The organism is Erythrobacter sp. RANMB8, assembly GCF_056848235.1.
In genome coordinates, this window is record NZ_JBREHG010000002.1 from 455,515 (window position 1) to 468,574 (window position 13,060).

Below are 13,060 nucleotides of genomic sequence, written 5' to 3' on the forward strand. Positions count from 1 at the left end.
TTACGGCATGAGGCGCTTTCGATGTCGGGGGAAAGTCTCAGTCAGGTTGCATAATAGTCCTGCAACGAGCGGACTTCAAGCTGATCGGGGCTGATCGCCGAAATCGCCGCCGCTGCCGCGACCGATCCGGCTGCCGTGGTATAGTAAGGCACCTTGTTCGCCAGCGCCGCCTGACGGATCGACTTGCTGTCCATCAGCGATTGCCAGCCTTCGGTGGTGTTGAAGATCAGCGCGATGTCGCCATCGATGATCTTGTCAACGATGTGCGGCTGCCCTTCGGCCACCTTGTTCACGCGCTCCACGGCAAGCCCCTGTTCGGCAAGGAAGCTTTGCGTGCCGCCGGTGGCGATCACGCGGAAACCCTTGTCGATCAGCTGGCGCACAGCAGGGACAATCGCGGTCTTGTCGGTGTTCTTGACGCTGACGAACACCGTGCCCGATTGCGGCGGCACCATCCCGGCGCCGAGCTGCGATTTGAGGAAGGCCGCCTCGAAGCTGGAATCGATCCCCATCACCTCGCCGGTGGACTTCATTTCGGGGCTGAGCACCGGATCGGCACCGGGGAAGCGCGCAAACGGGAACACCGCTTCCTTCACCGCCATGTAATCCAGCTCGCGCTTGAACGGCGGGAAGGTGGCGAGCTTTTCGCCCGCCATCACCCGCGCCGCGATCTTGGCGACCTGCTGACCGATGGCTTTCGCCACAAACGGCACGGTGCGACTGGCGCGAGGGTTGACCTCGATCAGGTAAACGGTGTTGTCCTTCACCGCGAACTGGATGTTCATCAGGCCCTTGACGCCCAGCGCGAACGCCAGCGCCTCGGCCTGCCGCTCCATCTCGGCGATTACCTCTGCGGGCAGCGAATAGGGCGGCAGGGTGCAGGCGCTGTCGCCCGAATGCACGCCCGCTTCCTCGATATGCTGCATCACGCCCGCCACGCGCACTTCATCGCCATCGCACAGCGCATCGACATCGCATTCGATCGCATCGCGCAGATACTGGTCGATAAGCACAGGGCTATCGCCCGACACATTCACCGCCGTGGCGATGTAGCTGTCGAGTTGGGCTTCGCTGTCGACAATTTCCATCGCGCGGCCGCCAAGGACGTAGGACGGACGCAGCAGCACCGGATAGCCGATCCGCGCCGCCACGGCAGCGGCTTCATCCCGGCTGCGGGCGATGCCGTTGTCGGGCTGCTTCAGCTTCAGCTTGCTGACCAGCTTGGCAAAGCGTTCGCGGTCTTCGGCAAGGTCGATCGCATCGGGCGAGGTGCCGAGGATCGGGATGCCCGCATCTTCCAGCGCCTGCGCCAGTTTCAGCGGGGTCTGCCCGCCGAACTGGACGATCACGCCCACCAGCTCGCCGTTCTGCTGTTCCACCCGCAGGATTTCGAGCACGTCTTCCGCCGTGAGCGGCTCGAAATAGAGCCGGTCGGAGGTGTCGTAATCGGTCGAGACGGTTTCGGGGTTGCAGTTGACCATGATCGTCTCGAAGCCCTGTTCGGCCAGCGCGAAACAGGCATGGACGCAGCAGTAATCGAACTCGATCCCCTGCCCGATCCGGTTCGGTCCGCCGCCGAGGATGACGATCTTGCGCCGGTCTGACGGTACGGCTTCGCATTCGGGTTCGCCGAAGCTGGGGGCTTCGTAGGTCGAATACATGTAGGGCGTGATCGCCTCGAACTCGGCGGCGCAGCTGTCGATCCGCTTGAACACGGGATAGACGCCGAGCTTGTGACGCAGGGCGCGCACCTCTTCCTCGCTCGTTGCGCCAGCCATGGCGACCAGCGCATCGTGGAGCAGCCCCGAACGCTTGGCCTGCGTTTCGGCCAAGCCCCCCGCCACCCCGACAGAGCGCACAGCGAGGGTCGCGAGCCGCTTGTCGGAAAAGCCCATCGCCTTGAGGCGGCGCAGGCCAGCTGCATCGCGGGGCAGGCCATCCTTCTGCACTTCGCGTTCGGCGGCGATGATCTGCTCGATCTGGCGCAGGAACCACGGATCGTAGAAGGTGACAGCGGCGATCTCTTCCACCGACAGCCCCTCGCGGAAGGCCTGTCCGACCTTCAGCAGCCGGTCGGGCGTGCGGCGCGACAGGGCGGCGTTGATCACATCGCGGGGCTGGCCTTCCAGCTCGGGCACGCGGTTGAACCCGTCGAGGCCCGTTTCCAGCCCCCGCAGCGCCTTCTGCATCGATTCCTGGAAGCTGCGACCGATCGCCATCACCTCGCCGACCGATTTCATCGCAGTCGAAAGGTCATTGGCCGCGCCCTTGAACTTTTCGAAGGCGAAGCGCGGGATCTTGGTCACGACGTAGTCGATGGTCGGCTCGAAGCTGGCAGGCGTCGCGCCGGTGATCTCGTTGGTGAGTTCATCGAGCGTGTAGCCGACCGCCAGCTTGGCCGCGACGCGGGCAATGGGGAAGCCCGTCGCCTTCGAAGCCAGCGCCGAGGAGCGCGACACGCGCGGGTTCATCTCGATCACGATCAGGCGGCCATCCTTGGGATTGACCGCGAACTGGACGTTGGATCCGCCCGTCTCCACCCCGATCTCGCGCAGGCACGCGATGCTCGCGTTGCGCATGATCTGGTATTCCTTGTCGGTCAGCGTCAGCGCCGGGGCGATGGTGATGGAATCGCCGGTGTGGACGCCCATCGGATCGACGTTCTCGATCGAGCAGACGATGATCGCGTTATCCTTGCGGTCGCGCACCACCTCCATCTCGAACTCCTTCCATCCGAGGAGCGATTCCTCGATCAGGACTTCGGTGGTGGGCGAGGCGTCGAGGCCCTCGCGCACGATCTGGTCGAATTCGGCCTTGTTGTAGGCGATCCCGCCCCCCGTGCCGCCGAGGGTGAAGCTGGGCCGGATGATCGAGGGCAGGCCCGTGCGTTCGAGGATCTCGCGCGCCTGTTCGAGCGTGTTGGCGACGCCGGAGCGGGCGGATTCCAGCCCGATCTTGTCCATCGCATTGCGGAACCGCTGGCGGTTTTCCGCCTTGTCGATCGCGTCGGCCTTCGCGCCGATCATCTCGACGCCGTATTCGGCCAGCACGCCCATTTCATCGAGCTTGAGCGCGCAGTTCAGCGCGGTCTGCCCGCCCATCGTGGGCAGCAGCGCATCGGGCCGTTCCTTGGCGATGATCTTGGCGACGATATCGGGCGTGATCGGCTCGATATAGGTCGCGTCGGCAAACTCCGGGTCGGTCATGATCGTCGCGGGGTTGGAGTTGACGAGGATGACCCGGTAGCCCTCCTCCTTCAACGCCTTGATCGCCTGCGTGCCGGAGTAATCGAACTCGCAGGCCTGCCCGATGATGATCGGGCCAGCGCCAATGACGAGGATCGAGGAGATGTCGGTTCTTCTAGGCATTGGCGAATACAAGACCTTTGGTAGAGGAGAATTGACGGTGAGCGATGGTGTTGCCGGTAACTTGGCGGACACGCCCTTCAGCCGAGTCGTCGATCAAGAAAGTCTTTGCTTTGGGGGAATGAGCGAGCACCCAGTGCTGCGGTGCCGGAATAAGAGCCATCACACCTTCATTCGATTTCAATTCCCTGAGAACTTCGAAAACGTTGCTTGCGTCGAAACGACGCGAATAGCTCGAGAGAGTATGTGCTCGGACTGGGAGCCTTTCGTGCTCTGCCATGTAATCAAATGCTTGACGGAGCTTCCCTTGACCAATGCCGCCTCTGATTTTCTGCGGCAGCAATGCATTAGCATTTGCTAGACCTTCCAGCGTAAGGTTGAAAACTCTGCTCGCTACCAGGCCAGAATCCGTACACTTATAGCGAAGCACAAAGTGAACGATAGAATACACCCCGCAAAGGCCATCTAGATCGCCCTGCTGTCTGATCCGGATGTTGTCGCACAGCGCCATCACAGCCCCCCCACGAACTTCTCGAACAGGTAGAAGCTGTCCTGCGGCCCCGGTGACGCCTCAGGATGATACTGCACCGCAAACGCCCGCTTGCCCTTGATCGCGATGCCGCAGTTCGTCCCGTCGAACAGGCTCACATGGGTCTGCTCCACTCCCTCGGGCAAAGTCGCGGCATCCACAGCAAAACCGTGGTTCATCGAGGTGATCTCGACGAGGCCGGTGGTCTCCCCCCAGCCCTCGCCAACCCGCTGGACGGGGTGGTTTGCGCCGCGGTGGCCCTGGTGCATCTTGATCGTCTTGGCGCCCGCGGCCAGCGCGAGCATCTGATGGCCAAGGCAGATGCCGAACAGCGGCACGTCGGCGTCGAGCAGCGCGCGGATCACCGGCACGGCATATTCCCCGGTCGCCGCCGGATCGCCCGGGCCGTTGGAGAGGAACACGCCGTCGGGCTTCAGAGCCATGACCTCGTCGAACGAGGTCTTGGCCGGCACCACCGTCACCCGCGCACCGGCCTTCACCAGATTGCGGAAGATATTGTCCTTCGCGCCGTAATCGATCGCGACCACGTGCGGCTTGGCATCGAACGCCGCCCGTCCGTATCCCTTGCCGAGCGTCCAGTAGCCGCCCTCCCAGCCCTCGCGCCCCTCGCGGGTGACGCGGATGGCGAGGTCCATGCCTTCCAGCCCCGGCCATTCCTGTGCGCGCCTAAGCAGCGCAGGCAGATCGAACTTGCCGTCCGGCGCGTGCGCGATCACCGCGTTGGGTGCGCCGGACTGGCGGATGCGGCGGGTGAGCGCACGGGTATCGACCCCCGAAAGGCCGATCTTGCCGTTGCGCACCATCCAGTCGGCGAAACGCTCGATACTGCGGAAATTGCTCGGCTCGGTCACGTCCTCGCGCACCACGCAGCCGACCGCGCCTTCGACCTTGCTCTCGATATCCTCGCCGTTCGCGCCGACATTGCCGATGTGCGGGAAGGTGAAGGTGACGATCTGGGCGGCGTAGGAAGGATCGGTCATCACCTCCTGATAGCCGGTCATGGCGGTGTTGAAGCACACCTCGCCCACCGCGCTTCCGGTTGCGCCGAAGCCGCGGCCCCAGACTACGGTGCCATCGGCAAGAACCAGAACGCCGGTCGCCCCTGAAGGTTGCGCACGAAAAGTTGCGGGGTCGGCCATTGGGGCGCTCCGTTTGCGGGTGTTGCCAGCGATGTTGCTAAGTTTTGCCCGCTAGGGCCAAGCACCCCCCGCGTCAACCTAGGCTAGGCCCGATATTTGCGTTAGAGGCGCGCACCATACCCCAATCCACAGGAAATGACGTAATGATCCGTGACGATATCAAGGCCGCCACCATCGCAGCGATGAAGGCGGGTGAGAAAGACCGCACCGCCGCGCTCCGCCAGATCAGCGCCAAGATCAAGGACCGCGATATCGAGGAGCGCACCAGTGGCAAGGCGATTCCCGATGATGAACTGGTGGTCAGCGTGCTCCAGAAGATGGCCAAGCAGCGCCGCGAATCGATCGAGATGTATGAAAGCGGCGGGCGGCAGGAACTGGCCGACAAGGAAAAGGCCGAACTCGCCGTGATCGAGGAATTCCTGCCGCAGATGATGGACGAGGCCGCGACCAAGGCCGCGATCGAGGCGATCAAGGCCGAGACGGGCGCGTCGAGCATGAAGGACATGGGCACCGTCATGGCCGAACTGAAGGCCCGCCACGGCGCGGTGCTCGATGGCAAGCTGGCGAGCACGCTGGTAAAGGCGGCGCTTTCCTGATTATCGTCGCCCCGGACATCTTAAGCAACCTCCGTTCGTGTCGAGCGTAGTCGAGACACTCCTTGCCTTGGGGCAAAGGCCTCTCGACTTCGCTCGAGGCGAACGGTTAGGGTGAGGACATGGCCTTCTGGTGCTACATTCTGCGCTGCTCTGACGGCCTCTATTACACCGGCCACACCGATGATCTGGAACGCCGTCTGGCCGAGCACCATCATGGCGGATTTTCGGAGTTCACGTCAAAGCGCCGTCCGGTGGCATTGCTTTGGGCACAATACTTCCCGACCCGCCACGAAGCGTTGGAAACCGAGCTGAAGGTCGAGAAGTGGTCAAGGGCCAAGAAGGAAGCGCTTGCCCGTTCCGACTGGCAGGCCTTGTCTCACTTTGCCAAGCCGCCATCCGAACGATCCACAGACGCTCCGCCGCAAGGTGTCTCGACTGACGACGAAGTCGGCAGTTCATCCTGAGCCTGCCGAAGGGCTCGACACGCACGGACTTGAGGGGCAGTAGAAGCCCATGGCCATCACCCCGCAATGGAAGGACGAGCTGCGTGCGCGGATCACGCTGTCGTCGCTTGTCATGCGCACGGTCAAGCTGACGCGGGCGGGGCGGGAGTGGAAGGGGTGCTGCCCGTTCCATGACGAGAAGACGCCGAGCTTCTACGTCAACGACCAGAAGGGCTTCTACCACTGCTTCGGCTGCGGGGCGCACGGCGATGCGATCGGCTGGATGGTCGATCATGCGGGCCTTGGGTTCATGGACGCGGTCAAGGAACTTGCCGGAATGGCCGGGATGGACGTCCCCGCGCCCGATCCGCAGATGGCCCGCCGCGCCGAACAACGTGCCAGCCTGATCGATGTGACCGAGGCAGTGCAGCGGTTCTTCGTCGAAAGCCTTGCCGGGCCTTCCGGCGGCGCGGCGCGGGAATACCTGGCACGGCGCGGATTCTCCCCCGCGATCATGCGTGAATTCGGCTTCGGCTGGGCGCCCGATGACCGGCAGGCGCTGCCCAAAGCGTTGTCGCAATTCGGCGAGGATATGCTCGAAGGCGCAGGGATGCGCGCCGCCAACGAGGCGGGCGAGCGTTACGACCGCTTCCGCGGCCGCGTCATGCTGCCCATTCAGGACGCGCGCGGGCGGGTGATCGCCTTCGGGGGGCGGGTCCTCGACAAGCGCGACGGGGTAGCGAAATATCTCAACTCGCCCGACACCGAATTGTTCGACAAGGGCCGCACGCTCTACAACCTCCACCGCGCCGCGCCCGCTGCCCGCCAGAGCGGGCGCGTGGTGGTGGTTGAAGGCTACATGGATGTGATCGCGCTCGCCAATGCGGGGATCGCGGATGCGGTCGCGCCGCTCGGCACGGCGCTCACCGAAATGCAGCTGGAGATGCTGTGGCGCATGGTCGAGGTGCCGGTGCTGTGTTTCGATGGCGATGCGGCGGGGCAGAGGGCGGCGATGCGGGCGATTGCGCGGGCGCTGCCGATGCTGGCGCCGATGCGCTCGCTGGGGATCGTGCGCCTGCCTGCCGGGCTCGATCCGGACGATCTGTTGAAGCAGCAGGGCAAGGGCGCGATGGAGCGGCTGCTCGCCGCGCCCGCCAGTCTGATCGATACGCTGTGGGAGGTGGAGCGCGATGCCCAGCCCCTCGCCACGCCCGAAGCCAAGGCGGGGCTGAAGGCGCGACTGATGGCGCATGTCGAGACCATCGCCGATCCTGAGATCAAGAGCCTCTACCGCCGCGAGCTGTCAGACCGCTTTTCCGCCTTCGCCTACCCCCCGCGCGCACCCCGCCAGCAGGCGCCGCAAGGTGTCCAGCGCAAGTGGACACCGCAGCCGCAGGGGCTTTCCGAGGCGGCCCGTTCGCAGCTTTCCGGCATCATGGCAGGCGGCCAGCGGCAGGGGTTGCTTGACGCCGTGATCGCCGGGCTCGCCCGCTTTCCCGACCAGATCAACCGCCATGCCGAGGCGCTTTCGGCCCTTGCCCGGCATGACCGCAAAACCGCCGACCTGATCGAATCGCTGTTCGAACTTGCAGAAACGCTTGATTCGCACGGGGCAGACGCCATATGCACGGCGCAAGGCCAACCTGCCCCGCCGGCAGATATCCGCTACGCCTTTCTTGATGAAGGCACCGATCCCGGCGCTGCGTGTGAGGAACTGGCTGAAGCTGTGTCGCTGCTGGTCGAACGGCCGGCGCTTGAGGCTGCGCTTGCGGCCACCATTGCGCGTTTCGACAGCGATCCGGAAGGATCGTTTGCCGAACAATCGCGTTTGCGTGCACAGCTCATGACAGTCGAAGAACGCCTGAAAAGCTTCGGGCGGCGCAAGGCCGGTCTGCCGGCCGCGGGCAAGGATACCGCCTGACCGGGCGGACATGGGATCAACAGGCGGCCTTCCGATCCGGCGGGCCGCCCGGCAACGGATAGACATACAGAATATGGCCGAGAAGGAAGACGCCCCGCTGATCGATCTCAACGAGGCTTCGATCAAGAAGCTGATCAGCAAGGCCCGCAAGCGCGGCTATGTCACCTATGACGAGCTGAACGAGGCGCTGCCCTCGGGCGAAATGAGCCCCGACCAGATCGAGGACATCCAGACCGCGCTCTCCGAAATGGGTGTGCAGATCGTCGAGACCGACGAAGACGCCGAAGCGGAAGCCGAGGGCGAGGACGGCGAGGTCGAGGATATCGTCGCTGACGACGATGATGACGACGATGACGAGGATGGCGAAAAGAAAGGCCCCGCCAAGGACGCCCGCGCCGCCAACCGCAAGCTCGCCACGGGCGAACGCACCGATGATCCGGTGCGCATGTATCTGCGCGAGATGGGCGCGGTCGAACTGCTCAGCCGCGAGGGCGAAATCGCCATCGCCAAGCGGATCGAGGCCGGGCGCGACATGATGATCATGGGCCTGTGCGAAAGCCCGATCACCTTCCACGCGATCATCCAGTGGTCCGAAGCGCTCAACAACGGCGACATGCAGCTGCGCGAGATCCTCGATCTCGACGCCATGCTCTCCAAGGAACCCCCGGCCGAGAAGATGGCCGAGGGCGCCGAGGATGATGACGACGACGAAATCTCCGAAGCCACCGCCGGCCCGACCATCCGCGAGGATGACGAGGTCGAGGAAGAGGCCGAGGAATCCGACGAGGACGAGGACGGCGAGCCCCGCGTGAAGCGCGAGGAGGAAGAGGAGGAAGACAACACCCTCTCGCTCGCGCAAATGGAAGCCGCGCTGAAGCCCGAGGCGCTCGAACGCTTTGCCCGCATCACCACCCTGTTCAACGCCTTCGAAAAGCTTCAGGCCGAACGCGTCGATACGCTGGCAGCCGGCAACGCCTTCCCGCCCGCCAAGGAAACCAAGTACGAGAACCTGCGCGAAGAGCTGACCGCCGAGGTCGAAAGCGTGCAGTTTCACGCGACCAAGATCGAATTCCTGGTCGACAACCTCTATGCCTTCAACCGCCGCCTGACCACGCTGGGCGGGCAGATGCTCCGCCTTGCCGAGCGTCACAAGGTCAAGCGGATGGACTTCCTCAACGCCTATATGGGCAACGAGATGGACGACGCGTGGATCAAGGAACGCGCCAAGAAGGACAAGAAGTGGGCCGCCTTCGCCGAGCGCGAGGAAGACGCGATCGAGCGCATCCGCAGCGAAATCGCCGATATCGCCGCGCAGACGGGCATGAGCCTCCCCGAGTTCCGCCGCATCGTCAACATGGTGCAGAAGGGCGAGCGCGAGGCGCGGATCGCCAAGAAGGAAATGGTCGAGGCGAACCTGCGTCTGGTGATTTCCATCGCCAAGAAATACACCAACCGTGGCCTGCAATTCCTTGATCTCATTCAGGAAGGCAATATCGGTCTGATGAAGGCGGTCGACAAGTTCGAATACCGCCGCGGCTACAAGTTCTCGACCTACGCCACCTGGTGGATCCGGCAGGCGATCACCCGCTCGATCGCGGACCAAGCCCGCACCATCCGTATTCCGGTGCACATGATCGAGACGATCAACAAGCTGGTGCGCACTTCCCGCCAGTTCCTCCACGAGGAAGGCCGCGAGCCGACGCCTGAGGAAATGGCGCAGCGCCTCTCCATGCCGCTCGAAAAAGTGCGCAAGGTGATGAAGATCGCCAAGGAGCCGATCTCCCTCGAAACCCCCATCGGGGACGAGGAAGACAGCCACCTCGGCGATTTCATCGAGGACAAGAACGCGATCATCCCGGTGGATGCCGCGATTCAGGCGAACCTCAAGGAAACCGTCACCCGCGTGCTGGCGTCGCTCACCCCGCGTGAAGAACGCGTGCTGCGGATGCGCTTCGGCATCGGGATGAACACCGACCACACGCTGGAGGAAGTCGGCCAGCAGTTCTCGGTGACCCGCGAGCGTATTCGCCAGATCGAAGCCAAGGCGCTGCGCAAGCTCAAGCACCCGAGCCGGTCGCGCAAGATGCGCAGCTTCCTCGATCAGTGAGGCCGTCAATGGCGGGCCAGCGCGGCAATGGTTCGAACTGGCTCGCCGATACGCTGGGCAACCGGCCGTTCATTGTCGCCGTGCTCTATCTCGCCAGCTTCTTTCTGCCGGTGATGTTGCTGGTGGCAGTGCCGCTCGCCTTCATCTTCCGGCGCGAGCCTGCCGAAGATTGGGAAATGAGCCACTATCGCTATCTGGCGCGGACCTTCGGGATAGCGCTGGGGCTTTGCGTGATCATTGTGGTGCTCGCGCTGGCGGCATTCATGACGCTTGGTGCGGATGAGCATGTCGGCCTTCCGGTCGCGCTCGTCGCCGGTCTGGCGGTGATGGCGGTTCTTGGCCAGTTCGGCATCCGCAGCGTGCTGTCGATGGCGCGGGCCGTGGCGCGGGAGCCGATGCCGAACCCGGCAACGCTGCTGTTCTAGAGCGGTTTCCCGAACGGCCACACCAGCTGCCGCGCCCAGCCTTCGGGCGCACGCTCGCCTGCAATGCCGTAGCCCGAAGGCCAGCGCCCGTCCGGCATGTGATACGTCCCGAACCAGCGGTCGATCACCGGCAGGTGCACGGCAAAGTTCACATCCCGCGCCTCCGGCTCGATCCCGTGGTGCCAGTGGTGGAAGCGTGGGCCAGCGATCCACCGCTCAAGCCACCGTGAACGGGGCGCGAAGTTCGCGTGGATGAACACCGCGTGGAAGCTGACGAAAGCGAGATAGGCATAGACCGCTCCCGTCTCGAACCCCAGCACCATCAGCGGCAACAGCACGAGGCCCCGCGTCACGACCACATCGACCAGATGCAGCCGCGATCCGGCGAGCCAGTCCATTGTCTCGACCGAATGGTGCACCTTGTGGAACCGCCACAGGAAGGGGATCGCGTGGAAGGCACGGTGCACGCCATATTGCGCCAGATCCGCGACCAGCACGGCGAGCGCAAACTGCACCGGCACAGGCAGGCTCTGCACCACGCCCTGCGCCGAAGGCACGGCCAGCACGCTCCCCAGCATCACCGCGGGGGCCAGCACCGCCACGCTCATCACCTGTGCGAGCACGTGGCTGGCAAAGAAATACTGCGTGTCGGTCAGCCAGCCCCGCCGGAACGCGCCCTGCTCGCGGCGCAGCGGAAAGGCGCGCTCCAGCGGCACGAACACCGCCGCGGTGGTCAGCACGCCGAGCACGAACCAGTCGATCCCGAGATAGACCGCACTGGCCTGCCCGCGCGGAATCTCCACGCCCCCTGCCCCCAAGGCCAAGGCCGCCCCCGCAAGCGCAAGGCCCGCCGCCCCCAGCGCCTTCTTCCGGCGCAGCAGCATCGAAAGCCCCGCCAGCCCCATCGCCGCCAGCAGCCCCACATCGATCGCGAGCCGCACCAGCCCCAGCGGATAGCGGCTGCGCAGTTCGGGCAGCGTGAGATATTGCGGAAAGTGCAGGCACAACACCGCCAGCAGCGCCAGCAGGGCAAGCACAATGCCCAGCACACCGCTGATCCACCCGCTGCCGAAACGGCGCGGGGCATCATCGCCCAAGGTGCGGTTCAACCATTGCTCTGCGCTCATGCGGCAGGATTATCGCCGCAATTGGCGAAGGAATGGCTAACCCCCCCGTTCCGGGCCTTGACGCTATTGCTGCGGCAGCCCTAGCCGGATCAGATGTGATCGGGGGGCTTTATGAAGGGTTTGAGGCGTCTGGTGCTGGCGTGGCTGGTGCTGGCTGTGGCGGCACCGGCGACAGCGCAGGTGGTTTTGCCCAATGGTGCGGTGATCCCCGATGATGCCGTGCGCCGCGCCCCGTCCGCCTGCGAGAAGGGCGATTCGCTCGCCTGCCTCGTCACCGGCCTTGCCGCGCTCGAAGGGCGGGCGCAGATGGTCGATGTGGATGCTGCCGCTGCCGCCTTCCGCAAGGCCTGCGATCTGGGTTCGGACATCGGCTGCGAGCGCGAGGCGTTCATCGCCAGCTTCCGCCACGACAAGGCGCAGGATCTCCCGCTGGCAGAGGCGCGCCGGAAGCAGGCCGCAGCGATGCTCGGCAAGACCTGCGACGAGGGCACCCCGCTCGCCTGCCACTGGTTGGGGACAATGCTGGAGGGGCAGTCCGCGCTTCAGGATCAGCCCCGCGCCGTCGGCCTCTATGCCAAGGCCTGTTTCGATCACGGCTTTGGCGCGGCGTGCCGCAATGGCTATCAGCTGACCAACATCTCGGTTTCAGCCGTGCGCGACAAGGCCGCCGCTGGGCGCTTCGAAGCCGCCGCCGAAACGGCGATGGATGCCGAATGCCAGGCGGGCAAGGCCGGGGCCTGTAACGTCTTGGCAGCATGGGTCAGGCAGCAGCGCGGCGAGGCAGAGGCTTTCTACATCGCCGAACTGGGCGAAAAGGCCTGCGATGGCGGGGTTGCGGAAGGCTGCATGACAGCGGGCGATCTCGCCAACCGGCTGGACGAAAGCGCTGCCGGGTGGGACAAGATGTACAGCCTGTTCGAACGCGCCTGCTGGATGCGACAGGCAGATTGCACCGGCGTCGCCAACATCCTGCGCAAAGCGCCCGCCGGCAAAGAGGCCGACCGCAGCACCATCTTCCTGTTCGACATGCGCGCCTGCACCGGCGGGGTCGAGGGATCCTGCTGGCTGATGTTCGAATATGGCAACCAGATCAGGCCTTCCGATGTGGAGCCTTTCATCATGGCGTTTGACCATGCCTGCCTGAAAATGCTCCGGCCCTCGGCGGAAATCTGCGCAACCGCGGCGAAGAACCATGCCGAACGGGCCGGCGCGATACCCGCCGGTGCCGCGGCCGACCGGGCCGAAGCGCATCGCCTTTACACCCGCGCGCTGGAACTGCCCGAGGACGAGGAATACGAGCCCTACGCCCATGCGCAGGCCCGCGAATACCTGATGGCCGCGCGCTGAGACATTCCTGCCCAAAAAGCGCTGCTACGGGGTGGAGAAT

The 13,060-nt window shown here is 64.5% G+C and carries 10 protein-coding genes; 6 read left to right on the forward strand and 4 right to left on the reverse strand.

Annotated elements, in window-relative coordinates; genetic code table 11:
- Nucleotides 1–41: 41 nt before the first annotated feature.
- The 3 genes from carB to carA are packed head-to-tail and all read right to left on the reverse strand — an operon-like array spanning nt 42 to nt 5,054.
- The gene (carB, locus tag ACU0AG_RS05285; protein ID WP_482781211.1) at nt 42–3,368 is read right to left on the reverse strand and encodes a carbamoyl-phosphate synthase large subunit; all 3,327 of its coding nucleotides are present in this window, start codon (nt 3,366–3,368) and stop codon (nt 42–44) included.
- On the reverse strand, nt 3,361–3,876 hold the full coding sequence (locus ACU0AG_RS05290) for a hypothetical protein (protein ID WP_482781212.1): 516 nt from the start codon (nt 3,874–3,876) through the stop codon (nt 3,361–3,363). Before ACU0AG_RS05290 ends, carB begins: the two co-directional genes overlap by 8 nt.
- Nucleotides 3,876–5,054, reverse strand: a complete 1,179-nt coding sequence (gene carA / locus ACU0AG_RS05295) for a glutamine-hydrolyzing carbamoyl-phosphate synthase small subunit (protein WP_482781213.1) — start codon at nt 5,052–5,054, stop codon at nt 3,876–3,878. Before carA ends, ACU0AG_RS05290 begins: the two co-directional genes overlap by 1 nt.
- Nucleotides 5,055–5,197: 143 nt before the next feature.
- Here carA and ACU0AG_RS05300 point away from each other — a divergent pair, with 143 nt between their 5' ends.
- The 5 genes from ACU0AG_RS05300 (at nt 5,198) to ACU0AG_RS05320 (ending at nt 10,546) form a co-directional block, all read left to right on the forward strand.
- A complete protein-coding gene (locus ACU0AG_RS05300; protein ID WP_482781214.1) occupies nt 5,198–5,650 on the forward strand; it encodes a GatB/YqeY domain-containing protein in 453 nt (150 codons plus the stop codon).
- 119 nt (nt 5,651–5,769) lie between these two features.
- Entirely contained in the window at nt 5,770–6,114 is a 345-nt protein-coding gene (locus ACU0AG_RS05305; protein ID WP_482781215.1) for a GIY-YIG nuclease family protein, read from the forward strand.
- Nucleotides 6,115–6,163: 49 nt separating this feature from the next.
- The gene (gene dnaG, locus ACU0AG_RS05310; protein WP_482781216.1) at nt 6,164–8,014 is read left to right on the forward strand and encodes a DNA primase; all 1,851 of its coding nucleotides are present in this window, start codon (nt 6,164–6,166) and stop codon (nt 8,012–8,014) included.
- 73 nt (nt 8,015–8,087) lie between these two features.
- Entirely contained in the window at nt 8,088–10,121 is a 2,034-nt protein-coding gene (gene rpoD / locus ACU0AG_RS05315; RefSeq protein ID WP_482781217.1) for an RNA polymerase sigma factor RpoD, read from the forward strand.
- 8 nt (nt 10,122–10,129) lie between these two features.
- A complete protein-coding gene (locus ACU0AG_RS05320; RefSeq protein ID WP_482781218.1) occupies nt 10,130–10,546 on the forward strand; it encodes a DUF4870 family protein in 417 nt (138 codons plus the stop codon).
- On the opposite strand, the gene ACU0AG_RS05325 is transcribed toward ACU0AG_RS05320, so the two are convergent.
- A complete protein-coding gene (locus ACU0AG_RS05325) occupies nt 10,543–11,673 on the reverse strand; it encodes a sterol desaturase family protein (protein ID WP_482781219.1) in 1,131 nt (376 codons plus the stop codon). The two genes, ACU0AG_RS05320 and ACU0AG_RS05325, sit on opposite strands and share 4 nt — an antisense overlap.
- A gap of 111 nt (nt 11,674–11,784) precedes the next feature.
- Between ACU0AG_RS05325 and ACU0AG_RS05330 the strand changes: the two genes are divergently transcribed.
- Complete coding sequence (locus tag ACU0AG_RS05330) at nt 11,785–13,020, forward strand: SEL1-like repeat protein (RefSeq protein WP_482781220.1); 1,236 nt, start codon at nt 11,785–11,787, stop codon at nt 13,018–13,020.
- Nucleotides 13,021–13,060: the final 40 nt, after the last annotated feature.

Excerpts from the sequence above, each read along its gene's own strand:
- carB (WP_482781211.1), bottom strand. The coding sequence starts at position 3,368 with ATGCCTAGAAGAACCGACATCTCCTCGATCCTCGTCATTGGCGCTGGC.
- ACU0AG_RS05290 (WP_482781212.1), bottom strand. The coding sequence starts at position 3,876 with ATGGCGCTGTGCGACAACATCCGGATCAGACAGCAGGGCGATCTAGAT.
- carA (WP_482781213.1), bottom strand. The coding sequence starts at position 5,054 with ATGGCCGACCCCGCAACTTTTCGTGCGCAACCTTCAGGGGCGACCGGC.
- ACU0AG_RS05300 (WP_482781214.1), top strand. The coding sequence starts at position 5,198 with ATGATCCGTGACGATATCAAGGCCGCCACCATCGCAGCGATGAAGGCG.
- ACU0AG_RS05305 (WP_482781215.1), top strand. The coding sequence starts at position 5,770 with ATGGCCTTCTGGTGCTACATTCTGCGCTGCTCTGACGGCCTCTATTAC.
- dnaG (WP_482781216.1), top strand. The coding sequence starts at position 6,164 with ATGGCCATCACCCCGCAATGGAAGGACGAGCTGCGTGCGCGGATCACG.
- rpoD (WP_482781217.1), top strand. The coding sequence starts at position 8,088 with ATGGCCGAGAAGGAAGACGCCCCGCTGATCGATCTCAACGAGGCTTCG.
- ACU0AG_RS05320 (WP_482781218.1), top strand. The coding sequence starts at position 10,130 with ATGGCGGGCCAGCGCGGCAATGGTTCGAACTGGCTCGCCGATACGCTG.
- ACU0AG_RS05325 (WP_482781219.1), bottom strand. The coding sequence starts at position 11,673 with ATGAGCGCAGAGCAATGGTTGAACCGCACCTTGGGCGATGATGCCCCG.
- ACU0AG_RS05330 (WP_482781220.1), top strand. The coding sequence starts at position 11,785 with ATGAAGGGTTTGAGGCGTCTGGTGCTGGCGTGGCTGGTGCTGGCTGTG.